This is a genomic window from Microbacterium sp. ProA8 (genome assembly GCF_039905635.1).
GTDB lineage: Bacteria > Actinomycetota > Actinomycetes > Actinomycetales > Microbacteriaceae > Microbacterium > Microbacterium chionoecetis.
In genome coordinates this window covers 2,027,741-2,050,489 of record NZ_CP157000.1, presented here as the reverse complement: position 1 = coordinate 2,050,489, position 22,749 = coordinate 2,027,741, and the positions used below count along the sequence as shown (strand labels likewise).

The window sequence follows — 22,749 nt, the reverse complement described above, 5'->3', positions numbered from 1 at the left end:
GGCACTCGCCACCTTCAACCCACCCGGAGATACCACGGATGAGACGCGCCAAGATCGTCGCCACCCTGGGGCCCGCCACGTCGACATATGAGATGGTCCGCGCGATCATCGATGCCGGCGTCGACGTCGCCCGCTTCAATCTGAGCCACGGGGACTACTCGGTCCACGACAACAACTTCGCCAACGTGCGCAAGGCCGCCGACGACGCGGGACGAGCGGTTGCGATCCTCGTCGACCTGCAGGGTCCCAAGATCCGCCTCGGCAAGTTCGAGGACGGACCCCACGAGCTCGCTGTCGGCGACATCTTCAAGATCACCACCGACGACATCCTGGGCACCAAAGAGATCGTCAGCACGACGTTCAAGGGACTGCCGCACGACGTCAAGCCGGGGGACTTCCTCCTGATCGACGACGGAAAGGTGCGCGTCGAGGTCATCGAGACCGACGACACCGTCGTCACCACCAAGGTGATCGTCGCGGGGCCCGTCTCGAACAACAAGGGCATCAACCTCCCCGGCGTGGCCGTGAACGTGCCCGCGCTGTCGGAGAAGGACGAGGCCGACCTCCGCTGGGGCCTGCGCGCCGGCGCGGACCTCATCGCGCTGTCGTTCGTGCGTGACGCGAAGGACGTCCAGCGCGTCCACGTGATCATGGCCGAGGAAGGGCGCCACATCCCGGTCATCGCGAAGATCGAGAAGCCGCAGGCCGTCGACAACCTCGAGGAGATCATCGACGCGTTCGACGGCATCATGGTCGCCCGCGGCGACCTGGGCGTCGAGCTGCCCCTCGAGGCCGTGCCGATCGTGCAGAAGCGTGCGGTGGAGCTCTGCCGTCGCATGGCGAAGCCCGTGATCGTGGCCACGCAGATGCTCGAGTCGATGATCGAGAACCCGGTCCCGACCCGCGCCGAGACCAGCGACGTCGCCAACGCCGTGCTCGACGGCGCGGACGCGGTCATGCTCTCGGGCGAGACGAGCGTCGGCAAGTACCCGGTCGTCGTCGTCGAGACGATGGCGCGCATCGTCGACTCGACCGAGGAGCACGGGCTGGATCGCATCCTGCCGCTCACGACCAAGCCCCGCACGCAGGGCGGCGCCATCACGCTCGCCGCGATGGAGGTCGCCGAGTTCGTCGACGCGAAGTTCGTCTGCATCTTCACCGAGTCCGGCGACACCGCGCGCCGCATGTCACGGCTGCGGCCGCGCATCCCCATGATCGGCTTCGCGCCCGAACCCGCGATCCGTCGCCGCATGGCGCTGACGTGGGGCGTGCAGTCGACGCTCGTCGAGCATGTCGCGCACACCGACCTGATGTTCATCCAGGTCGACGACTACCTGCTGTCGAACGACCTCGCGAAGGTCGGCGACAAGGTGGTCGTGATCTCGGGATCCCCTCCCGGAATCATCGGCTCCACGAACGACATCCGCATCCACAAGGTGGGCGACGCGGTGCACGGCAAGGCGCCGATCTACAAGACACGGGAGTGACACCTCTCTCCAGCGGACGGCTGCGACCACTACTGTGGTCGCAGCCGTCCCGGCTTTTTCGAGAAAGGTGACGCCGATGTTCTTCGGTGACTTCTGGTGGTTCCTGCTGTGGAGCTTCTACTTCATCGCCTACCTGTACGTGGTGATCGTGATCATCACGGACCTGTTCCGCGACGACGACCTCAACGGCTGGCTCAAGGCGCTGTGGATCATCGCCCTGGTGTTCGTGCCGTTCCTCACGGCGATCGTCTACATCATCGCGCGCGGCAAGGGGATGGCCGCTCGCGCCCAGGCTTCGCGCGGGGGAGTGGTCGCCGAATCCGACGACTATCGCCCGAGCGCGTCTGTCAGCCCCGCGGAGGACATCGCGAAGGCCAAGGCGCTGCTCGACGCCGGAACCATCTCGCAGGGTGAGTTCGACGCCCTCAAGAGCAAGGCGCTGGGCAACCAGTACTTCGGCGCGTAGCAGGACGACGACAGCAGAGCGGATGCCTCGTTTCGAGGCATCCGCTCTGCTGTGTGTGCGACGGGTCCGTGCTCAGCTGATCTTCTTGCGATAGATCGACATCGAGATGAAGTACGCGACGACGAGGATGCCGACCAGCCACGCCATGGCCACCCAGATGTCGGTTCCGACAGGCTCACCCGCGAAGAGTGCGCGCATCGAGTCGACGATCGACGTCACCGGCTGGTTCTCGGCGAACCACTGAACCGGCCCCGGCATGCTCTCGGTCGGGACGAAGGCGGAGCTGATGAACGGGAGGAAGATGAGCGGGTACGAGAACGCACTCGCGCCGTCCACCGTCTTCGCCGACAGTCCCGCGATCACTGCGAGCCACGTGAGCGCCACGGTGAAGAGGACGAGCATGCCGATGACGCCCAGCCAGGCGCCGAAGCCGGCACCCGTGCGGAACCCCATGAGCAGGGCCACGCCGATCACGACGGCCAGGGACACCAGGATCGATACGAGCGACGTCAGCACGTGTGCCCAGAGCACTCCGGACCGCGCGATCGGCAGGGACTGGAAGCGCTCGAAGATCCCGCTCTGCATGTCGAGGAACAGCCGGTACGCCGTGTAGGCGATGCCGGAGGCGATCGTGATGAGCAGGATGCCGGGCAGCATGTAGTCGATGTACGACCCCGTGGTGAGGGTGCCGGTGTCGATCGCCCCGCCGAAGACGTAGACGAACAGCAGCATCAGAGCGATGGGCGTGACCGCGGTGGTGATGATGGTGTCGGGGCTGCGCAGGATGTGGCGCAGCGACCGGCTGGTCAGGACCGCGGTATCGCGGATGGTGTGAGCGGTCATCGTCCTTCCTTCCGTGTCGTGGGAGCGCCGCTCTCGGCGTCTCCGGATTCTGCGGACTCTTCCTCGCCGGTGAGTGCGAAGAAGACGTCCTCGAGGCTGGGCTGCTTCTCGACGTACTCGACCTTCGCCGGCGGCAGCAGCTGCTTGAGCTCGCTCAGGGTGCCGTTGACGATGATCCGCCCCTTGTGGAGGATCCCGATGCGGTCGGCGAGATGCTCGGCCTCTTCGAGGTACTGGGTGGTCAGCAGCACGGTCGTGCCGCTGCGGGTCAGTTCCTTGACGGCGCCCCAGACCTCCAGGCGCGCCGCCGGGTCGAGGCCCGTCGTGGGCTCGTCCAAGAAGATCACCGGCGGGTTGCCGATGAGGCTCATCGCGATGTCGAGGCGCCGGCGCATGCCGCCGGAGTACGTCGACACCTTGCGGGAGCCGGCATCCGTCAGCGAGAAGCGGGCGAGCAGTCCGTCGGCGATGCCGCCGGGGTCGGGCAGGTGCCGCAGCTGGGCGATGAGCACCAAGTTCTCGCGGCCGCTCAGGATCTCGTCCACGGCGGCGAACTGCCCGGTGAGGCTGATCGTCTCGCGTACCTTCTGGGCCTGGGAGACGACGTCGAACCCGGTGACCTCGGCTGATCCGGCATCGGCCTTCAGCAGCGTCGACAGGATGCGCACGACCGTGGTCTTGCCCGCGCCGTTCGACCCGAGGAGCGCGAAGATGCTTCCTCGCGCCACCTCGAAGTCGACGCCGCGCAGCACGTGGAGGTCCTTGTAGGACTTCTCGAGCCCCTGAACCTTGATGGCGGTGTCGGTGGTCATCTCTGCTCTCCTTCTGCCTCGTCGATCGCCTTGTTGAGGCGAGCGCGCTCCTTGTCGATCCACTGCTTGCCGGAGTATGCGGCGGTGAACTCCTCGGCGAACGTCGAGGGCTCGTCGCCGACGATGTCGCGCACCGGCGTGCCGTCGGCGGCGGCGCGCTCCCAGAGGTCGGCGGAGTCGCTGAGCATCTGCATCATCGTCTCGCCGTCGGTCATCCCGCCGGAGTACATGAAGTAGCGGTCCAGCGCCTTCGCGGCCGCGCGGTACGGCTCGGGGAGAGCCTCGATGCGGGCCTTGTACTGGCGGTACTGCTTCTTCTGCTCGAGCGAGCCGGTGACGATCTCGTACCACTTGGCGGCCATGATCAGTCCTCTTCCTTGGTGGTGGGGTTGTTGTCTGCGTTCTGGTGGTGAAGCTGTTCGATGCGTTCTGCGAGGAAGGTCCACGTCCTCCAGAACTCCGCGAGCTGGTCGCGGCCCTGCGCATTGAGGGAGTACACCTTTCGCGGCGGTCCCTTCTCGGACGGAACCTTCTCGACGTCGACGAGGCCACGCTGCTCGACCCTGACCAGCAGGGCGTACACGGTGCCCTCGGCGATGTCGGAGAAGCCCTGGTCGCGCAGCCACGAGGTGATCTCGTACCCGTAGGCGGATCGGCCGGAGAGGATCGCCAGCACGATGCCCTCCAGCGTGCCCTTGAGCATCTCGGTCTCCTGCTTGCCCATCGCGCACCTCCTTGATCTACTCAGTGATGTTGACTACCGGTAGACAGTAACACTAGGTACCGGTACTTAGCAACACCGAATACCGAACTTCTTTCGCGGGCTGAAAACACAGAAGAGCGGATGCCTCTCATCGAGGCATCCGCTCCTGGGGATGGTTCCTGGTGCCGGTGGTGGGAGTCGAACCCACACGCCCTTGCGGGCAACCGAGTTTGAGTCGGTCGCGTCTGCCATTCCGCCACACCGGCCCGCGCGGCATGCCGCGCGTCCGCGAACGACCATACCGTAGGATTCAATGGTGACTGAGCAGGAGCAGACCGCCGCATCGACGGCATCCACCCCCCGTCGAGTCGTCGTTGCGGAGGATGAGTCGCTCATCCGGCTCGACATCGTCGAGATCCTCCGCGACAACGGATTCGACGTCGTGGGAGAGGCCGGAGACGGTGAGACCGCGGTGGCCCTGGCCACCGAGCTGCGTCCCGATCTCGTGATCATGGACGTGAAGATGCCGCAGCTCGACGGCATCTCGGCCGCCGAGAAGCTCAGCAAGAACCACATCGCCCCGGTCGTGCTGCTCACCGCCTTCAGCCAGAAGGAGCTCGTCGAGCGCGCGAGCGAGGCGGGCGCCCTCGCCTACGTCGTCAAGCCGTTCACGCCGAACGACCTGCTGCCGGCGATCGAGATCGCCCTCGCCCGCTACGAGCAGATCATCACGCTCGAGGCCGAGGTCGCCGACATGGTCGAGCGCTTCGAGACCCGCAAGCTCGTCGATCGCGCCAAGGGCCTCCTCAACGAGAAGATGGGCCTCTCCGAGCCCGAGGCGTTCCGCTGGATCCAGAAGGCGTCCATGGATCGCCGGCTCACCATGCAGGACGTCGCGAAAGCGATCATCGAGCAGCTGGCCCCCAAGAAGGGCTGATCGCTCTACGAATTGCAGAAGCGGATGCCTCCACCGGAGGCATCCGCTTCTCGTTTCGACAGGCTCAACGGCCGGGGGCCGGCAGCGCCTTGATGTGGTTCGTGATGCGCACGGTCGAGCACCGGCGCCCTTCATCGTCGGTCACGACGATCTCGTGGACGGTGAGACTGCGACCGAGGTGGATCGGCGTGCACACGCCGGTGACGTAGCCGGAGGTCGCCGACCGCGTGTGCGTGGCGTTGATGTCGACGCCGACCGCGAGGCGTCCGGGACCGGCATGGAAGTTCGCGTGCATCGACCCGAGCGACTCGCCCAGCACCACGTACGCGCCGCCGTGGAACAGGCCGACGGGCTGCGTGTTGCCCTCGACCGGCATGCGGGCCACGGCGCGCTCGGGCGTGAACTCCAGCCATTCGAAGCCCATCTTCTCGGCGAGAGCGCCGATCCCGCGGCCCAGCGCCCACTCGATTCCGTCGACGGCGGCGGGGGAGTGGTCGGGCATGGCACACCTTCGCATCGGGGCGGCAGCCGGCGGGTGCTGCGTGGAAATCGGCTGTCGTCTGCCCTGGCTAGGCTTGCAGGGTGACGGACTCCGCAAAGCCTACCCTTCTCGTCGTCGACGGCCATTCGCTGGCATACCGGGCTTTCTACGCCCTCCCGGTCGACAACTTCTCGACGAAGGACGGGCAGCACACGAACGGGATCTACGGGTTCCTCGCGATGCTGATCAACCTGATCAAGGCAGAGAAGCCGACCCACCTCGCCGTGGCCTTCGACACGTCCCGCCAGTCGTTCCGCACCCGCGAGTACACCGAGTACAAGGCCAATCGCTCCGAGACCCCGTCCGAGTTCAAGGGCCAGATCCCGCTCCTGCAGGACTGCCTCGCCGCGATGAGCATCCGTGTCCTCCAGCAGGAGGACATCGAGGCCGACGACATCCTCGCGACGCTCGCCACGCAGGGCGTCGCGAAGGGCTTCCGTGTGCTGGTGTGCTCGGGCGACCGCGACACCATCCAACTGGTCAACGACGACGTCGTCCTGCTCTATCCGAACGTGCAGGGTGTCTCGCAGCTCAAGCGCTACGACCGCGACGCCGTCATCGAGCGCTACGGCGTGCCGCCCGAGATGTACCCCGACGTCGCGGCGCTCGTCGGCGAGACGAGCGACAATCTCCCCGGCGTGCCGAAGGTGGGCGAGAAGACCGCCGTCAAGTGGCTGAACCAGTTCGGCTCGCTGGACGCGCTCCTCGACGGCGCCGACAGCATCAAGGGCGTCGTGGGCGGCAACCTGCGCGACCACGTCGAAGACGTGCGTCGCAACCGCCGTCTGAACCGGCTGATGACCGACGTGGAGCTGCCGCTCGGCCCCGACGACCTCGAGGTGCAGCCGATGGATGCGCAGGCCGTACGCGACATCTTCTCGCGCCTCGAGTTCAAGACGCTCATCCCGCGCGTCGCCGAGCTCGCGGGCATCGAGCAGCAGATGGCGGCGGTGTCATCGGCCGCCGCCGAGCTCGCACCCGTCGCAGCCGAGCTCGCCCCGGCGGACTTCGCCGCGTGGCTCACGAGCCAGACCGCTGAGGTCGGTGTGACGATCGCCGTCGAGGGCGGCCTTCCGTCGCGCATCGGCGTGGCGACCGCGGATGCCGCGGCCGAGGCATCCTGGACCCCGGAACTCGCCGCCGCGCTCGAGCCGTGGCTCGCGTCCGACGCCCCCAAGGCCTTCGCCGACGCCAAGCCGCAGGTGAAGGCGCTCCGCCGCGCCGGCCTGCGTGTGGGCGGACTCACCTTCGATGTGATCATCGCCGGCTGGCTGCTGCGACCGAGCTTCCCCGACAAGACGCTCGCCGATCTGGTGGACCGCTACCTCGACGAGAAGCTTCCCCAAGCCGACCCCGCGCAGCTGGTGCCCGAGACCGAGGGTGCCACCACCGGCCAGCTGTCGTGGTACCTGGTGCGCGTCGTCCGTGCGGTGCGGGCCGAGCTGCCCGACAGCGTCTCGACGGTCCTCACCGACATCGAGCTGCCGACGCTGCACACGCTCGCCGACATGGAGCTCGCCGGGGTGGCGGTCTCGCACGACAGGCTGTCGGCGTTCTCCGGCGAACTCGCCGCACGGGCGGACGCCCTCGCCCTCGAGGCGTATGCGGCGATCGGCCGGGAGGTGAACCTCGGCTCGCCGAAGCAGCTGCAGGAGGTCCTGTTCGAAGAGCTGCAGCTGCCGAAGACGCGCAAGACCAAGACCGGCTACTCGACGGATGCCGCGGTCCTCGCCGATCTGCAGGAGACCAACCCGCATCCGTTCCTCGATCTGCTGCTCCAGCACCGCGAGGCGACCAAGCTGCGGCAGATCATCGAGTCGCTCGACAGCGCCATCGGCGGCGATCGGACGAGCGGGGCCGACGGCCGGATCCACACGACCTACGTGCAGACCGGCAGCCAGACCGGCCGCCTCTCGAGCACCGACCCGAACCTGCAGAACATCCCCATCCGCACGGAGGAGAGCCGCCGCATCCGTTCCGCGTTCATGGTGGGCGAGGGGTACGAGACGCTGCTCACCGCCGACTACTCGCAGATCGAGATGCGGATCATGGCGCACCTCTCGGAGGATCCCGGCCTGATCGAGGCGTTCAACTCCGGAGAAGACACGCACCGCTTCGTCGGCTCGCGCGTGTTCGGAGTCGCTCCCGAGGACGTCACCCCGGCCATGCGCACCAAGGTCAAGGCGATGTCGTACGGTCTCGTCTACGGCCTCTCTGCATTCGGGCTGTCGAAGCAGCTGCGCATCGAGCAGGCCGAGGCCAAGCAGCTCATGATGGAGTACTTCGCCCGCTTCGGCGCGGTGCGCGATTACCTCCGCTCGTCGGTCGAGCAGGCTCGCATCGACGGCTACACCGAGACGATCTTCGGCCGCCGGCGTCCGTTCCCCGACCTGGCCAGCCCGAACCGCGTGCTGCGAGAGAACGCGGAGCGCGCGGCGCTCAACGCGCCCATCCAGGGCAGTGCCGCAGACATCATGAAGATCGCGCTGTTCCACATCCACGACGACTTCGCCGTCGAGCAGCTGCGTTCGCGCGTGCTGCTGCAGATCCACGACGAGCTCGTCATCGAAGTCGCACCGGGCGAGTGGGACGCGGCGGAGCGCATCGTCCGCGCGCGCATGGGCGACGCGGCGCAGCTCACGGTGCCTCTCGACGTGCAGATCGGCCGCGGCGACGACTGGAACGCCGCCGGGCACTGACCGGCCCGGAGCGATCCGAAGTTCGGACCGGGACTCTCGTTTGTCGGCACTGCGTCTCATGCCTAGGCTCGGAGCCATGACAGACGAAACCCGCACGCCCACGCAGATCGACAAGATCGCTGATGCGTGGGTCGACACCCTCGCCGAACTCGAGCCCACGCTCGCGACCTACATCGGTCGGTCGGAGTACAACGACCGCTTCGGCGACTACAGCCCGGCCGGTCAGGAGGCTCTCGCCGATGAGGGCCGCAAGACCCTCGCCGCACTCGATGCCGCTGACACCGCCGACGACGTCGACGCCGTGACGAAGGACGACCTCTCGCGCGAGATCCGGCTGGCGCTCGACCTGCACGATGCGAAGTGGCACCTGCGCGACATCAACGTGATCGCCTCGCACGCGCAGGACATCCGTGCCGCGTTCGACCTCATGCCGACGGCGACTGCCGACGACTGGTCGGTCATCGCGACGCGTCTCGGCGCGGTCTCCGGCGCGATCGACGGCTACGTCGCCACCCTGCGCGAAGGCATCTCCCAGGGCGTCGTCCCCGCGCGCCGTCAGGTGACCGAGGTCGCCACCCAGATCGCCCGCTACACGGCCGACGGTGGATTCTTCTCGACGTTCGCGGCCGAGGCAGCCCCTGCAGAGGGGCAGCTGCCCGCCTCGCTCGCCCGCGAGCTGGCCGACAACGCGAACGCGGCGCGGGTCGCCTATGACGAGCTCGCGACCTTCCTCACCGGAGAACTCACACCTGCGGCGAGCGACGAGGACGCGGTCGGGCGCGAGCTGTACGCCCTGCACTCCCGCCGGTTCCTGGGCGCGACGATCGACCTCGACGAGACGTACGACTGGGGGGTCGAGGAGCTCGCCCGCATGGTCGCCGAGCAGGAGTCGATCGCCGACGAGATCAAGGCGGGCGCCTCGGTCGAAGAGGCCGTGGCCTTCCTCGAGCACGACGCCAGCCGCAAGCTGTACGGCACGGACGCGCTGCAGAAGTGGATGCAGGAGACCAGCGATCGCGCGATCGCCGAACTCGGCAAGACCCACTTCGACATCGCCGAGCCGATCCGCAGCCTCGAGTGCATGATCGCGCCCACCAAGGAAGGCGGGATCTACTACACCGGACCGACCGATGACTTCTCGCGTCCCGGCCGCATGTGGTGGTCGGTGCCGGAGGGCGTCGAGGAGTTCGACACCTGGCGCGAGCTCACCACCGTGTACCACGAGGGCGTCCCCGGCCACCACCTGCAGATCGCGCAGGCGGTCTACAACCGGGCACAGCTCAACACCTACCGTCGCCTGCTCGCCGGAACGTCGGGTCACGCCGAAGGCTGGGCGCTGTACGCGGAGCGGCTCATGGAGCAGCTCGGCTACCTGTCCGATCCGGCCGACCGGCTCGGGATGCTCGACGGCCAGCGCATGCGCGCGGCCCGTGTCGTGCTCGACATCGGCGTGCACCTCGGCAAGCCGCGCCCCGATGGTCAGGGGACGTGGGACGCCGACTTCGCACTCGACTTCATGCTGCGCAACGTCAACATGCCGGAGGAGTTCGTCAAGTTCGAGGTGAACCGCTACCTCGGCTGGCCGGGACAGGCCCCGTCGTACAAGGTGGGCCAGCGCATCTGGGAGCAGCTGCGCGACGAGGTCGCCGAGCGCGAAGGCGACGCCTTCTCGATCAAGCAGTTCCACAAGCGCGCGCTCGACATCGGCGGTGTGGGTCTCGACACGCTGCGCATGGCGCTCGCGCACTGACTCGGCGTCCTGGTCGTTGAGCGAGCGAGGCACGAGCGAGACGAAACGCCCTGCACCCGGCGCAGCCCGTCGGCCCAATGCGTTTCGTCTCGGTCGCTGGCGCTCCCTCGCTCAACGACCGGGATCGGCGGTACCGAGCAGCCGCAGGACTTCTGCGTCGCCGGTCTGCCCGAAGTGGTCGTAGTACTCGCCGACCGCCCAGAAATCGGATTCGCGGTGCGGGCAGACGTAGTCGTCGACCACGTCCGCCGGCGGCACGAACCGGTCCGGGGCCACGGGTACCGCGAGTACGACCCGCTCCGGGCCGCGTGCACGCACGGCCCGGCATGCGGCCAGCGCGCTCGCACCCGTCGCCACACCGTCGTCGACCACGAGTGCGGTGCGGCCGGCCAGATCCAGAGCGTGCGGCCCGTACACGTCCGTCCGCCGCACCAGCTCGTCGCGCTCCGCGGCTTCCACGCGTTCCAGGTCTTCCGCTGACATGCCCGCCCACCGCATGGCGTCGGGCGTGACGATCCGCACGCCGTCGGCGATCGCTCCGACGGCGAACTCCTCGTGGCCGGCCGCTCCCAGCTTCCGCACCACCACGGCGTCAAGGTCCAACTCCAGCGCCTCAGCCACCGCGGCGGCGACCACGACGCCGCCCCGGGCGATGCCGAGGACCACAGCATCCGTTCCCCGCCAGTCTGCGAGCTCTGCGGCGAGCACTCGGCCGGCGGCCCGCCGATCCGCGAAGAGGGCCATGCCTCCACGCTACGCTCGCGACGACTGTGCGTCTCGGGAATGCCGCGGCGGCAGCGCAGGTTCATGCAACCGAATAGAAGGAGCAAGCGATGACCTCCATCGACCCCATGACCCTCGAACTCGGCCTGGACACCTTCGGCGACGTGACGCGCGATGCCTCCGGCGAGCTCGTGAGCGGCGCGCAGACCATCCGCAACGTGGTCGAGCAGGCGGTGCTCGCCGACCGCGTCGGGCTCTCGTTCTTCGGGGTGGGGGAGCACCACCGGCGGGAGTTCGCCGTGTCCAGCCCCGAGATCGTGCTGGCCGCTGCCGCCGCGCGCACCGAGCAGATCCACCTCGGCACGGCCGTCACCGTGCTCTCGAGCGACGACCCGGTGCGCGTGTTCGAGAGGTTCTCGACGCTGGACGCCGTGTCCAACGGCCGGGCGGAGGTCATCCTCGGGCGCGGATCGTTCATCGAGTCGTTCCCGCTGTTCGGCTACGACCTGCGCGACTACGAGGCGCTCTTCGACGAGAAGCTCGATCTCTTCTCCCAGCTGCTGACCGAGAAGCCCGTCACCTGGAGCGGCAGCCTGCGCGCGTCACTGGACGCGGCCGATGTCTTCCCCAAGACCGAGAACGGGCTGCGCGCGTGGGTCGGCGTCGGGGGCACGCCCGAGTCCGCGGTCCGCGCCGCACGCTACGGCTACGGGCTCATGCTCGCCATCATCGGCGGCCCGTCAGCGCGCTTCCGGCCGTTCGCCGACCTCTACCGCCGCTCGCTGGACACCTTCGATCAGCCGCAGCTGCCGGTCGGGGTGCATTCCCCAGGTCATATCGCGGAGACCGACCAGCAGGCGTGGGACGAGGCCTACGAGGGATTCGAGGCGATGAACAACTCGATCGGCCGCGAGCGCGGCTGGCCCACCTACAACCGGCTCCGCTTCCAGCACGACGTCGGGCCGGAGGGCGCGCTGTACGTCGGGTCGCCCGAGACAGTCGCGCGCAAGATCGCCGACACCGTCCAGACGCTGGGCGCCTCACGCTTCGACATGAAGTTCTCGACCGGCACGCTGTCGCATGAGCGGATGCTGCGATCCATCGAGCTGTTCGGCACCGAGGTGGCCCCGCGCGTCCGCGACATGCTGTCGTAGCGCCGCCGCGGGCGTGGCGTGCTGTCGCAGCGCCCGCGAGGGCTCCGGCATCCGTAGCATGACGCTATGACGGATGCCGGAACCCGCACCTCGTCGACGCTCTCGGAGCGCCTCGACCGCCTGCCGTTCACCCGCCCGCACCTGCGGGTGCTCACGGGGTCAGGGATCGGCTGGGCCCTGGACGCCATGGACGTGGGGCTCATCTCGTTCGTGATCGCCGCCCTGGCGGCGCAGTGGGACCTGGTGCCGAGCGAGACGGCGTGGATCGCATCGATCGGCTTCGTGGGGATGGCGATCGGCGCCAGCGTGGGCGGCCTGCTGGCGGACCGCTTCGGCCGCCGGCAGGTGTTCGCGCTCACGCTGCTCGTTTACGGCCTGGCCACGGGGGCGAGCGCCCTCGTCGGCGGGCTGGCCGCACTGCTCATCCTGCGATTCCTGGTCGGATTGGGACTCGGCGCCGAACTGCCCGTCGCCAGCACCTATGTGAGCGAGTTCGCACCGGCGCGCATACGCGGGCGGCTCATCGTCATCCTGGAGGCCTTCTGGGCTGTGGGCTGGACGCTCGCCGCGCTCATCGGATACTTCGTGATCCCGGCCTCCGAGAACGGCTGGCGGTGGGCGTTCGCACTCGGGGCGATCCCCGCGGCCTATGCGCTCATCGTGCGGTGGGGTCTGCCCGAGTCCGCACGGTGGCTGGAGCGACGCGGACGCTTCGCCGAGGCGGAGTCCGTCGTCCGCAGGTTCGAGGATGCCGCCGGAACCGTCCCCACGGTCGCGCCCACGCGCGCCGACGTCCCGCCCGCGGCGGCGACATCCCTCGGTCAGCGCCTGGGCGCCCTCTGGGCGAAGGAGTTCCGGGTTCGCACCGCGTGCCTCTGGCTGGTGTGGTTCTGCGTCAACTTCTCGTACTACGGCGCGTTCATCTGGATTCCGTCGATCCTGGTGGCGCAGGGGTACGACCTCGTGCGCTCCTTCGGCTTCACCCTGGTGATCACGCTGGCCCAGCTGCCGGGCTACGCGGTCGCCGCGTGGCTGATCGAGGTGTGGGGACGCCGGGCCACACTCTCGGTGTTCCTGGTCGGCTCTGCGGTGTCGGCCATCTTCTTCGGCACGGCGAGCGGCCCCGGAGCGATCATCGCCGCCGGGATGGCGCTGTCGTTCTTCAACCTCGGCGCCTGGGGCGCGCTGTACGCGGTGACCCCCGAGATGTATCCGACGTCGCTCCGCGCCACCGGGACCGGATGGGCCGCAGGCGTCGGGCGCATCGCATCGATCGTGGCACCCCTGGTGGTGCCGCCGCTGCTCATCGCGGGCGGCGCACCGGTGCTGTTCGTCGTGTTCGCGGTGTTCTTCGCCGTGGCGGCCGCGGCCGCGTGGGGGCTGGTCGACCGCCGGGGCGCGGCGCTCGACGATCGCTGAGGCGGCCAGGCGGTCGCCGCAGCGCACATAGGCTGGGGTCCGTGGCATCCGTTCGACGCGAGGCAGCTGATCGACCCGTGGCATCCGTGAGATACGTCGCCATCGGCGACTCCTTCACCGAGGGCGTGGGCGACGAGCTTCCCGACGGCCACGTGCGCGGCTGGGCCGATCTCGTGGCACAGGGCTGGGCGGATGCGCGGGGGGAGTCGATCGAGTACGCGAACCTCGCGATCCGCGGCAAGCTCGTCTGGCCCATCGTCGAGCAGCAGCTCGAGCCGGCGCTCGCCCTGAATCCGACCCACCTGTCGTTCAACGGCGGCGGGAACGACATGCTGCGTCCTCGCACGAGCCTCGCCCACGTGGTCGCCGCGTTCGAGACCGTGCTGCGGCGCTGCGACGAAGAAGGCGTGCGGCTCATCGTGCTGTCGGGCGCGAACCCGACGCGACAGCTGCCCATGCGGCGCGTCATCCAGCGCCGCGGCGACCTGCTGTCCCACGCTGTCGAAAAGCGCCTGGCGTCGCGCACCGACGTCGTGCAGGCGTACAACTGGTTCGACGAGGAGCTCGCGAGCCCGCCGTTCTGGTCCGAGGACCGTCTGCACATGAACTCGCGGGGCCATCACCGCGTCGCCGCGCGCGTGCTGACCGAGCTGGGTATCGAGCCGCAGCCGGCGTGGTGGTCGCTGCCGCCGCTGCCCCCGATGGGCGCGCGGGGAGCGGCCTACTACCGGGAGCACGTCGGTCCCTGGGTGCGCCGGCGACTCACCGGCACCTCATCGGGCGACGGACGTGAGCCCAAGTTCGCTCAGTGGAGCGAGGTCGCGCCCGCCGGGCGCTGAACCAGCCTCATCACGACTGCGCCCTGCCGGACACCGCATAGGTGAGCTCGGCGAACGCGCCCGCCTGCCGCACCGAGGTCAGTTCGAGCCGGTCGGGGCCGAGGTTGCGGGGGAGGAGCGGCTTGCCCGACGTCAGCGTCGCGGGTGCGATCGAGACACGGATCTCGTCGAGCAGGCCGGCGTCGGCGAACTGGCCGGCGAGGTCTCCCCCTCCCACGATCCAGACGTCACCGTCGCCGGCTGAGTCGCGGATCTGCGGCCACACCTCGCGGACGTCCCCGGATGAGAAGCGGATGTCGACACCCGGCACCACCGGCTGGTCCTTGCTCGAGAACACCCACGTCGGACGCTCGCCGTAGTACGACGGCCATTTCTCGGGGTGTGCGACGAGATCTTCGTGCTCGAGCACCCACCGGTACGTGGAGGATCCCTGGACGAGCACGCCGATGCCGGACAGGAAGCGCTGGAAGTCGTCATCGCCGCCCTCGCCTCCCGGAGCAGCGAAGAGCCACTCCAGCGAGTCGTGGTCGTCGGCGAGAAAGCCGTTCAGCGTGGTGGCCGTATAGAAGATCACACGAGGCATGCCGCCACCGTAGTGCGGACATCCGACACCCGGTTGACACTCATTCAACCGATCGGTACTGTACTAATCAGTTGAACAAGAAGGGACGCCGTGTCGGATTCACTGAGTATGACGTTCTCGGCCCTCGCCGACCCCACCCGCCGTGCCATCCTCGCGCGGCTGAGCCAAGGCGATGCGACGGTGGGGGAGCTCGCCGCACCGTTCGACATGACGTTCGCCGCTGTGTCGAAGCACCTCCGCGTCCTCGAGGGGGCGGGGCTGGTCACGCGGGGCCGCAACGCGCAGTACCGGCCGGCGCGGCTGGACGCACGACCGCTGGCGGCGGCATCCGACTGGATCGGCGGCTACGCCCAGTTCTGGGATGACAGTCTCGGCGCCCTCGATCACTATCTCAACGCCCTCCAGCAGCTGGGCGACCCCACCAGCAGACCGACGGGTGGCGACGCCACCGCATCCACCGAGAAGGAGAACGACCATGACTGAGTACTTCACCGTCACGCGCACCCTGCGGGCCCCCCGCGAACTGGTGTTCGAGGCGCTGACCAAGCCCGAGCACTTCGCCGTGTGGTTCGGCACGGCGGCCGTGGAAGTGCCGCAGGAGAGCCTGACGATGGAGGTGCGCCCCGGCGGCGCCTTCCGCGCCGTCATGCTGCTGCCCGATGGCAACCGCATCGATTGGGCGGGGGAGTACCAGGTGGTCGAACCGCCGTCGCACCTCGCGATGACCCTGACCGACCAGCCCGGCGACGACGCGGGACTGCCGGTGCTGTTCGATCTCGAAGAGACCGGCGACGGCACGGTGCTCACCATCCGTCAGGACCGCAGCGACTTCACCGACGAGCAGGTCGCGGCCACCATCGCCGGCTACAACGCGTTCATCGACGACATCGAGGACGTGCTGGAGAACCTCCAGACCGTCTGACCCCGGGATGGCCCGCGACGAGCGGTCTGATCACAGAGCGCCCGGGCGGCGCAGCGCACTCATCGCGAGCGCGCTGCCCGCCCGGGCGCTCTCACGTGGGTCGGCGCCGGCCAACGCAGCCACGATGTAGCCGGCGGCGAAGGCGTCGCCGGCTCCTGTCGAGTCCAGGACGTCGTCGACCCTGTCGACGGGCACGGCGGCCGTCTGTCCGTCCACGCCGACGAGGACCGGCGCCGGCCCGCGCTTGATCACGTAAACACCTTCCGGAGCCAGGTCGAGCTGGGACGCCGTCTGCGCCTCCTCCTGGTTCGCGAAGACGACGTCGGGCCGGACCTCCGTGAGGATCCGCCGCAGCTCGGCATCACCCAGTTCGCGCATCGTCGCCACGCTCGACAGGTCGAGGCTGACGCGTGCGCCGTCCGCAGCGGCGCTGGTCGCGGCATCCGTCACCGCCCGGCGGGAGCCCGCTGACGCGAAGCCGTACAGCGGCAGATGCACCCAATCGGCGCCGGTGAGCCACCCAGGGTCGATCGGTCCGAGTTCCGCGGCGGCGCCGCGGTCGGTGATCATGGTGCGTTCGCCCACGGCGTCGACGAGCACGACGATCGATCCGGTGCGACCGCCGCGCTGCACCTTCACGTCGACCGCCGCCGCTGCGAGCTCGGCCACGAGTGCGTGCCCGAGGGTGTCGTCTCCCACGCGCCCGATGAAGCGTGAGGGATGCCGCGGCGCCGCGGCGGCCGCCACGTTCGCCGCGCTCCCGCCCCGGGTGAGGCGCACCTCGGCGGGGTTGTCGGTGCCGCGCTCGAGCGCCGCGCCTCCGAGCACGATCAGGTCGGCGACGAGGTCGCCGATCACGACCAGCATCAGGCCGGGCCAGCGAGGGCCACGGCGATGCGTGCGCCGAGAGCGACGTTGCCGCGGTACACCTCGACGTTGACGTCGAGGCTGCGTCCGCGCGTCTCGCGCTGGAGAAAGTCGAGCAGGAACGGCGTCGTGTCGTGCCCCGAGACACCGTTCGCCTGCGCCGACGACAGCGCCCGCGCGAGGACGGCGTCGTGCAGGGCCGGGTCGAGCTGATGATCGACGGCGACGGGGTTGGCGACGAGCAGCGTCGATGCGATGCCGAGGTCGTCGCGCGTCCGCGCGATCGCGGCGATCTCGGCGGGCGAGTCCACCGAGTACTCGATGTCGTGCCCGGAATCGGCGATGTAGAAGCCGGGGTAGTCAGTGGTCCGGTAGCCGACCACGGCGAGGTTGAGCGTCTCGAGCCGCTCCAACGTCAGCGGGATGTCGAGGATCGACTTCACGCCGGCGCTCACCACGACGAGCGGCAGGCCGGCGAGGGTCGGAAGATCGGCGGATTCGTCGAAGGTCTGGGCTGCACCCCGATGCACGCCGCCGAGCCCGCCGGTCGAGAACACCCTCACCCCGGCACGTGCGGCGAGGTATCCCGTCGCCGCCACGGTGGTCCCGGCACTCAGCCCCTTCACCGCGACGACGGGAAGGTCGCGGACGCTCGCCTTGACGACGCCGTCGGCGGTCGAGAGCCGCTCGATCTCGTCGGGGGAGAGTCCGACGGTGACGCGCCCGTCGATGACGCCGATGGTCGCCGGCACCACCCCGAGTGCGCGGACGCGCGCCTCGGCCTCGAGGGCGACATCGAGGTTGCGTGGGCGAGGGAGGCCGTGGGTGAAGATCGTGGACTCGAGCGCGAGCACCGGCTCGCCGCTCGCGACGGCGTCCCGGACCTCGGCGGCGATCGCGAGGGGAGCGGACACGGGAATCCTTTCGATCCGGCCCAGCTGACGAGCCGAATACGCTCAGAGTACCGATCGGATGCCGCGACGGGCCGAGTCGGCCGGTTCGGCGCTCCGGAGCGGTCAGCGCCGGGGGCGCCGTGCGCGCGGCGGATCCATTCCCAGGCGGATGCGGGTGCGCTTGCGCTCGATCACGATGAACGCACTGCCGACGAGCCAGAGCGGCACCTGCATGAGGAAGGCGATGCGGAAGGCATCGAGACTGTAGGTCGCCGGGGTGCCGGCGCCCTGCAGATCGAGGGCCAGACCGATGAGGAGGATGGCGAGCAGCGCCGCCAGGAAGCCGCCGGCGTTCGTCACGCCGGTGGCGGTGCTGAGGCGGTGGGACGGGTTGTGGGTGCGCGCGTGGTCGAACGCGATCATCGAGGCGGGTCCTCCGGTGGCCAGCGCGACGGCCAGCGCCAGCAGCAGCCAGAGAGGAGCGGGCCCCGGGTACGCGATCACGGCGAGCCAGGCGACCGCCTGCACCGCCACGGTGGGAAGCACGAGCGCACGTGAGCGCAGGTGCGGCACGCGTCGCGAGAGCTCACCCATGATCGGCCCCAGCGCCATGCCTACGACGACGTACAGCGACATGATCGAGGCCGCCTCGGCCGTCGTGCGCCCCTCGCCCGCGGTGAGGAAGGGCATACCCCACAGCAGCACGAACGCGGTGCCCGCGAACGGCGTCGTGAAGTGCGACCAGAAGGCGAGGCGAGTGCCTGGATGTGCCCACGCGGCACGGATGCCGACCCCGGTGTCGACAGACGAGGTCACGACCCGGATAGCCCCGGTGTCGGTGTCCACCGACACGTCCTCGTCGCGGTCCGGCGGGTGATTGCGGATGAGGAGGAACACGAGGATCGCGAACAGCACCCCGAGTCCGGCGATGCTGCCGAACGTGATCGTCCACGAGGTGGCGTGCAGCAGCGCGGCGAGGGGGAGCAGCGCCACCAGCTGCCCCGCCTGCCCGACGATGCCCGTGAGCTGCACCATGACGGGTGCGCGCTGCGCGGGGAACCACGTCGCGATGAGGCGCAGCACCCCGGGGAAGATGGCGGCGTCGCCGGCACCCAGCAGCATGCGGGCGAGGATCGCGACGCCGACGCTGGGGGAGAGCGCCATGGTCAGCTGCCCCAGCGCCATCAGCAGCATCCCGATCGTCATGATCGGCCGTGCGCCGTAACGGTCGAGGAGCACTCCGACCGGGATCTGCATGCCTCCGTAGACGGCGAGCTGCACGACGGCGAACAGCGACAGGGTGGCCGCGTCCGCGTCGAACCGGGCTGCCGCGTCCACCCCGACGGCGCTCAGCGATGAGCGGTTCGTGATCGCGAGGACATATGCGGCGACGCCGACCGTCCAGATCAGCCAGGCGCGCATCCCCGGCCCCGTCACGAGGCGACGGGACAGGCTGGGCACCATTCCACAGTAGTCACGGAGACGGATGCCGCGGCCGCCGGCCAGGGCACGATCGAGGCCCGTGGCGGGCCGTGGACCGGGCGGGGGAGAAGCGGTTCCTGCAGCCGCGGGAAGGGCATCCGTCATCTGTCAAGCCCCTCTTCGGATGACGGCGGATGCGGGAGGGTAGCTCTGGGACCACGCGTCCCGGAATAGGGGAGGGCTGATCGCCGCGCCCCGGAAAGGACACCTCGCATGAGCATCGGAGCAGGCATTGCCCTCTTCGCCATCGGCGCCATCCTCGCCTTCGCGGTGAACGTCGAGGTGGAATGGGTCAATCTCGACATGATCGGCTACATCCTCATGGGTGCCGGAGCCGTCATCTTCATCGTCGGCATCGTCCTGCTGGCGCGCCGGCGCCGGTCGGAATCCGTCACGCGTTCCGCCGTCGACCCGAACGTCAACGAGCAGGTGACCCGCCGCAGCACGAGCACGACGGACGACGCCGCCGGACTCTGACCACACCCAGACGCAACCTCTGACCGCGGGTGCCTCGGCGCCCGCGGTCAGGCGTGTGCGGACTGGGGCTCCGACGGAGGAGTCTCGAGCTGCGTGCGGAGGCCGTCGACCCCTTCCAGCTCGATCACCGAGCCGAGCCGGGTGGCATGGTCGGCGCGGAGCGACTCCCAGCGCTCACGCGACATGACGTATCGATGATGAAGCGCCGCCTCGCCCTCGCGGGCGACGTGGAACGCACCGTCGGAGTCGTAGCCGACGCGCCGCGAGACGGCGTTGGACGACACGTTGTCGGCGAATGCCCCGGACGTCGCCTCCCGCGCGCCCAGGCCCTCGAACGCGAGGTGCAGAGCAAGCATCCGCATCCGCGTGCCGACGCCGCGGCCTTGGTGCTCCCGTCCGAGCCAAGACCCGGTCGTGATGCGCCGCAGCACGGACCAGTCGTTCGCGGTGATGCCCTGGATCCCCACCGGCACGCCATCGTGCACGACGGCAAGCTCCAGGGCGAACGTCGTGGGCGAGAGCCGGTTGCGGACTCCCCACTGGTACGTCAGCACGCTGCGCGCGACCTCGTCGGCCGAGCCGCGGGACCAAGGGTGCTCGAACGGCATCCGGTCGGGATCATGGATGCCGCGTCCGGCCAGCTCGGCCAGCTCGACCAGGAGGTCGTCGTCGATCCAGCGCAACTCAAGGTCGCCGGCACGCACACGTACGGCAGAAGCGGGCCAGAGCCGGGCGAGCGCGTCGGAGTGCGGCATCCCGGAAGTCTGCCAGAGTCACTGGGCCGGTGTCGGACCAGACCTCGGGAACGGCCGGCATGAGATCGGCAAGCAGCCGGAACACGGCCGCGCGATCCTCGGCGAAGGGACCACGAGTATCCGGCCTCCCGGCCGCGGGCGCCCGCGCTCGGCGGACGATGCGCGGCTGCTCAATGCGCAGCGTGGTCGTCGGGCTCGTCTTCGAGGAGCATGCCTACCGAGGTGGCGCAGGCATCGCCGCGCCATGCTTCTCTGCCTTCGCGGACGGCGAATCCGGCGATGACGAGGCCGGCGATCGCGTCGGCCCACCACCAACCGAGCCCCGTGTTCAGGAGAAGCCCGATCAGGACGGCGGCCGACAGGTAGGTGCAGATCAAGGTCTGTCGGGAATCGGCGACCGCTGTGGCGGAGCCGAGCTCGCGGCCCGCGCGCCGCTCGGCGACGGACAGGAGCGGCATCACGATGACGCTGAGCGCGGTGATGAGGATGCCGAGAGCACTGTGCTCGGCCTCTACCCGGCCGATGAGGGTGAGCAGGGACGTGGTGATGACGTAGGCAGCGAGGGCGAAAAAGGCGATGGCGATGACGCGGAGGGTGGGTCTTTCCCAGCGCTCCGGATCACGGCGGGTGAACTGCCATGCGACGGCGGCCGCGGAGACGACCTCGATGGTGGAGTCGAGCCCGAACGCGATGAGCGCGCCGGAGGATGCGACGGTACCGGCCGTGATGGCGACCACCGCCTCGATGACGTTGTAGCCGATCGTGACGGCGACGATCCACCGGATCCGGCGCTGCAGCGTCTCGCGACGCTCGGGCATCAGTGACGTCGTCATGCGCAGGTGCAGCTTTCACCGGCGCAGCACTCGGGGTCGACCGACAGCACCACCTGCAGGAGTTCCCCGAGAGCGGGCGCGAGGTGCTCGTCCGCGAGCCGATAGGACGAGCGACGCCCTTCCTGGACGGCCTCGACCAGTCCGCATCCGCGCAAGCAGGCCAGCTGATTCGACATCACCTGTCGGGAGACGCCGATGGCGTAGGCGAGGTCGGACGGGTAGGCGGGTCCGCTGCGCAGCGCGAGCAGTACGCCGGTGCGTGTGGCATCCGACAGGGCGTAGCCGAGCCTGGCGAGCGCGGCGGTGTGGGCGATTGTCGCGGTTGCCATGAGTCGGATAGTACATGGATACGTGAATCAAGTACCCCTTGAACCGAACGCCACCCCCGTTCTCGCCTCCCCGAGAGACATGCGGGGGATGGGGTCGCGCGGCGGCCCCTGGCGCGGGCGCTATGGTCGTCCGGTGACTCGTTACAGCTTGATTCCGGCGGCGTATGTCTACCTGGTGCGCGACGGCAGGGTGCTGTTGCAGCTGCGGCACAACACCGGGTACATGGACGGCTTCTGGACCGCCGGCGCGGCGGGCCATCTGGAACCGGGGGAGACCGCCGTGCAGGCGGCCACTCGGGAGCTCTCTGAGGAGCTCGGCGTCCGCGTGCCGGCCAGTGAGCTTGTTCCTTCAGCCGTCATGCAGCGCACGGACGGAACGTCCGATCCGAGGGAGCAACGCGTCGACTGGTTCTTCACCTGCTCCTCGTGGAGCGGGGAGCCCTCCATCATGGAGCCGGAGAAGTGCGCCGAGCTGGGGTGGTTCGATCTGATGGACCTGCCCCCGCAGATTCCCGCCTATGAACGCACCGCCTTGGTGTGGCTTCGCGACAACGACTCGGTCGGACTACTCGCCGTCGGCTTCTGATGCCGCGAGCCTGCGCGACCTAAAGCACGGGGACCCGGTTCTCGTGGTCATCGAGGACCCACACCTGCGCTGCTGTCGCCAGATACAGGCGGTGGGGGGCGTCTCCCGAGACCTTCGACCTGTCCCACGTCGAGAGTCCGGATGCCTCGCACTTCGTGTTGAAGACCGGAAGCGCAGCCGCGAGTTCGTGGTCCGGCACCTGTGCTGCGGCCGCCTCGACGTAGACCGCGCTCCCGGAGCCCACCGGGACAGTCGAGTCGAACACGACGAGCGCGATCTGCGCTCGCTGTGCAACGTTCTGCGAGTGCCGTCGTGTGGTTCGGGACACCCAGACGTACTGGCGCAGACCGCGCTCCGCGAACCAGACCGGTGTCGCCCACGGGCGCCCCTCCACGTCAGCGGTCGCGAGAGTTGCGTAGGAGTTCTCGTCGATGATGCGACGCGCGACATCCGTGGGGGACTCGTTTGCCATGAAAGTCATGGTCATGGCTACCAGATGGAGCGGGGTCTGAAAAGCGCCGGATTCCTCCGTTGGTGACATCCGAAAGTTCAGCCGGACCGCCGTACCCTGCTTAATTCGGCGAAGGCATGCCCCGAGGCTGACCTGCTCACCGGCTCGGAGGATCGCCCCGCGATGTGAGGACGCGTG

26 protein-coding genes and 1 tRNA gene are annotated in these 22,749 nt (G+C 69.0%); 12 read left to right on the top strand and 15 right to left on the bottom strand.

All coding sequences use genetic code 11. The annotated features are described in order from the left end of the window. The first annotated feature begins 38 nt into the window (after positions 1–38). Both pyk and ABG085_RS08970 read left to right on the top strand, forming a co-directional pair. A complete protein-coding gene (gene pyk, locus ABG085_RS08975; RefSeq protein WP_347979032.1) occupies positions 39–1,487 on the top strand; it encodes a pyruvate kinase in 1,449 nt (482 codons plus the stop codon). Between the two features lie 76 nt (positions 1,488–1,563). After that, on the top strand, positions 1,564–1,953 hold the full coding sequence (locus tag ABG085_RS08970) for an SHOCT domain-containing protein (protein WP_347979031.1): 390 nt from the start codon (positions 1,564–1,566) through the stop codon (positions 1,951–1,953). 72 nt (positions 1,954–2,025) lie between these two features. Here the strand turns inward: ABG085_RS08970 and ABG085_RS08965 are convergent, their stop codons facing one another. The 5 genes from ABG085_RS08965 to ABG085_RS08945 form a co-directional block, all read right to left on the bottom strand. Then, positions 2,026–2,796: an ABC transporter permease gene (locus tag ABG085_RS08965; protein WP_347979030.1), complete on the bottom strand. Its 771-nt coding sequence runs from the start codon at positions 2,794–2,796 to the stop codon at positions 2,026–2,028. Continuing rightward, positions 2,793–3,608, bottom strand: coding sequence for an ATP-binding cassette domain-containing protein (locus tag ABG085_RS08960; RefSeq protein ID WP_347979029.1), 816 nt, complete (start codon positions 3,606–3,608; stop codon positions 2,793–2,795). The genes ABG085_RS08965 and ABG085_RS08960 overlap by 4 nt, the downstream gene beginning before the upstream one ends. Next, positions 3,605–3,970 carry a DUF1048 domain-containing protein gene (locus ABG085_RS08955; protein WP_347979028.1) on the bottom strand — a complete coding sequence of 122 codons (366 nt, stop codon included), beginning with the start codon at positions 3,968–3,970 and terminating at the stop codon, positions 3,605–3,607. The genes ABG085_RS08960 and ABG085_RS08955 overlap by 4 nt, the downstream gene beginning before the upstream one ends. Positions 3,971–3,972: 2 nt before the next feature. Further along, the gene (locus ABG085_RS08950; protein WP_347979027.1) at positions 3,973–4,332 is read right to left on the bottom strand and encodes a PadR family transcriptional regulator; all 360 of its coding nucleotides are present in this window, start codon (positions 4,330–4,332) and stop codon (positions 3,973–3,975) included. Positions 4,333–4,491: 159 nt separating this feature from the next. Next, a tRNA-Leu gene (locus tag ABG085_RS08945) sits at positions 4,492–4,577 on the bottom strand. Between the two features lie 50 nt (positions 4,578–4,627). Between ABG085_RS08945 and ABG085_RS08940 the strand changes: the two genes are divergently transcribed. Continuing rightward, entirely contained in the window at positions 4,628–5,248 is a 621-nt protein-coding gene (locus tag ABG085_RS08940) for a response regulator (protein ID WP_056368239.1), read from the top strand. A gap of 64 nt (positions 5,249–5,312) precedes the next feature. On the opposite strand, the gene ABG085_RS08935 is transcribed toward ABG085_RS08940, so the two are convergent. Next, positions 5,313–5,750: a hotdog fold thioesterase gene (locus ABG085_RS08935; protein WP_347979026.1), complete on the bottom strand. Its 438-nt coding sequence runs from the start codon at positions 5,748–5,750 to the stop codon at positions 5,313–5,315. Between the two features lie 80 nt (positions 5,751–5,830). Between ABG085_RS08935 and polA the strand changes: the two genes are divergently transcribed. Together polA and ABG085_RS08925 are read left to right on the top strand one after the other, a co-directional pair. After that, positions 5,831–8,488 carry a DNA polymerase I gene (gene polA / locus ABG085_RS08930; RefSeq protein ID WP_347979025.1) on the top strand — a complete coding sequence of 886 codons (2,658 nt, stop codon included), beginning with the start codon at positions 5,831–5,833 and terminating at the stop codon, positions 8,486–8,488. A gap of 76 nt (positions 8,489–8,564) precedes the next feature. Further along, entirely contained in the window at positions 8,565–10,238 is a 1,674-nt protein-coding gene (locus ABG085_RS08925) for a DUF885 domain-containing protein (RefSeq protein ID WP_347979024.1), read from the top strand. Between the two features lie 111 nt (positions 10,239–10,349). Here the strand turns inward: ABG085_RS08925 and ABG085_RS08920 are convergent, their stop codons facing one another. Continuing rightward, the gene (locus ABG085_RS08920) at positions 10,350–10,982 is read right to left on the bottom strand and encodes a phosphoribosyltransferase family protein (protein ID WP_347979023.1); all 633 of its coding nucleotides are present in this window, start codon (positions 10,980–10,982) and stop codon (positions 10,350–10,352) included. A gap of 107 nt (positions 10,983–11,089) precedes the next feature. Between ABG085_RS08920 and ABG085_RS08915 the strand changes: the two genes are divergently transcribed. From ABG085_RS08915 to ABG085_RS08905, 3 genes are all read left to right on the top strand, one after another. After that, positions 11,090–12,115, top strand: coding sequence for an LLM class flavin-dependent oxidoreductase (locus tag ABG085_RS08915; RefSeq protein WP_347979156.1), 1,026 nt, complete (start codon positions 11,090–11,092; stop codon positions 12,113–12,115). A gap of 66 nt (positions 12,116–12,181) precedes the next feature. Beyond that, the gene (locus ABG085_RS08910) at positions 12,182–13,534 is read left to right on the top strand and encodes an MFS transporter (protein ID WP_347979022.1); all 1,353 of its coding nucleotides are present in this window, start codon (positions 12,182–12,184) and stop codon (positions 13,532–13,534) included. Positions 13,535–13,611: 77 nt separating this feature from the next. Beyond that, positions 13,612–14,373: an SGNH/GDSL hydrolase family protein gene (locus ABG085_RS08905; protein ID WP_347979155.1), complete on the top strand. Its 762-nt coding sequence runs from the start codon at positions 13,612–13,614 to the stop codon at positions 14,371–14,373. 10 nt (positions 14,374–14,383) lie between these two features. Here ABG085_RS08905 and ABG085_RS08900 read toward each other — a convergent pair whose 3' ends face one another. Further along, positions 14,384–14,956, bottom strand: a complete 573-nt coding sequence (locus ABG085_RS08900; protein ID WP_347979021.1) for a dihydrofolate reductase family protein — start codon at positions 14,954–14,956, stop codon at positions 14,384–14,386. 90 nt (positions 14,957–15,046) lie between these two features. Here ABG085_RS08900 and ABG085_RS08895 point away from each other — a divergent pair, with 90 nt between their 5' ends. Next, on the top strand, positions 15,047–15,439 hold the full coding sequence (locus tag ABG085_RS08895; RefSeq protein WP_347979020.1) for a metalloregulator ArsR/SmtB family transcription factor: 393 nt from the start codon (positions 15,047–15,049) through the stop codon (positions 15,437–15,439). Further along, positions 15,432–15,878, top strand: coding sequence for an SRPBCC domain-containing protein (locus ABG085_RS08890; protein ID WP_347979019.1), 447 nt, complete (start codon positions 15,432–15,434; stop codon positions 15,876–15,878). The genes ABG085_RS08895 and ABG085_RS08890 overlap by 8 nt, the downstream gene beginning before the upstream one ends. Before the next feature lie 30 nt (positions 15,879–15,908). Here the strand turns inward: ABG085_RS08890 and ABG085_RS08885 are convergent, their stop codons facing one another. The 3 genes from ABG085_RS08885 to ABG085_RS08875 all read right to left on the bottom strand — a co-directional run bounded on the left by ABG085_RS08885 (position 15,909) and on the right by ABG085_RS08875 (position 19,060). Then, positions 15,909–16,745: a PfkB family carbohydrate kinase gene (locus ABG085_RS08885; RefSeq protein WP_347979018.1), complete on the bottom strand. Its 837-nt coding sequence runs from the start codon at positions 16,743–16,745 to the stop codon at positions 15,909–15,911. Further along, on the bottom strand, positions 16,745–17,659 hold the full coding sequence (locus ABG085_RS08880) for a pseudouridine-5'-phosphate glycosidase (RefSeq protein WP_347979017.1): 915 nt from the start codon (positions 17,657–17,659) through the stop codon (positions 16,745–16,747). The genes ABG085_RS08885 and ABG085_RS08880 overlap by 1 nt, the downstream gene beginning before the upstream one ends. A 102-nt stretch (positions 17,660–17,761) precedes the next feature. Further along, positions 17,762–19,060 carry an MFS transporter gene (locus tag ABG085_RS08875; RefSeq protein ID WP_347979154.1) on the bottom strand — a complete coding sequence of 433 codons (1,299 nt, stop codon included), beginning with the start codon at positions 19,058–19,060 and terminating at the stop codon, positions 17,762–17,764. Positions 19,061–19,333: 273 nt separating this feature from the next. Between ABG085_RS08875 and ABG085_RS08870 the strand changes: the two genes are divergently transcribed. Next, complete coding sequence (locus tag ABG085_RS08870; protein ID WP_347979016.1) at positions 19,334–19,597, top strand: DUF6458 family protein; 264 nt, start codon at positions 19,334–19,336, stop codon at positions 19,595–19,597. Positions 19,598–19,644: 47 nt separating this feature from the next. Here the strand turns inward: ABG085_RS08870 and ABG085_RS08865 are convergent, their stop codons facing one another. The 3 genes from ABG085_RS08865 to ABG085_RS08855 all read right to left on the bottom strand — a co-directional run bounded on the left by ABG085_RS08865 (position 19,645) and on the right by ABG085_RS08855 (position 21,514). Beyond that, on the bottom strand, positions 19,645–20,352 hold the full coding sequence (locus ABG085_RS08865; protein WP_347979015.1) for a GNAT family protein: 708 nt from the start codon (positions 20,350–20,352) through the stop codon (positions 19,645–19,647). Positions 20,353–20,522: 170 nt separating this feature from the next. Next, positions 20,523–21,185: a cation transporter gene (locus ABG085_RS08860; protein WP_347979014.1), complete on the bottom strand. Its 663-nt coding sequence runs from the start codon at positions 21,183–21,185 to the stop codon at positions 20,523–20,525. Further along, on the bottom strand, positions 21,182–21,514 hold the full coding sequence (locus tag ABG085_RS08855) for a metalloregulator ArsR/SmtB family transcription factor (RefSeq protein ID WP_347979013.1): 333 nt from the start codon (positions 21,512–21,514) through the stop codon (positions 21,182–21,184). The genes ABG085_RS08860 and ABG085_RS08855 overlap by 4 nt, the downstream gene beginning before the upstream one ends. Positions 21,515–21,647: 133 nt before the next feature. On the opposite strand from ABG085_RS08855, the gene ABG085_RS08850 reads away from it, so the two are divergent. Continuing rightward, positions 21,648–22,100, top strand: a complete 453-nt coding sequence (locus ABG085_RS08850; RefSeq protein ID WP_347979012.1) for an NUDIX domain-containing protein — start codon at positions 21,648–21,650, stop codon at positions 22,098–22,100. Between the two features lie 19 nt (positions 22,101–22,119). Here the strand turns inward: ABG085_RS08850 and ABG085_RS08845 are convergent, their stop codons facing one another. Beyond that, complete coding sequence (locus ABG085_RS08845; RefSeq protein ID WP_347979011.1) at positions 22,120–22,572, bottom strand: pyridoxamine 5'-phosphate oxidase family protein; 453 nt, start codon at positions 22,570–22,572, stop codon at positions 22,120–22,122. Between the last annotated feature and the right edge of the window lie 177 nt (positions 22,573–22,749).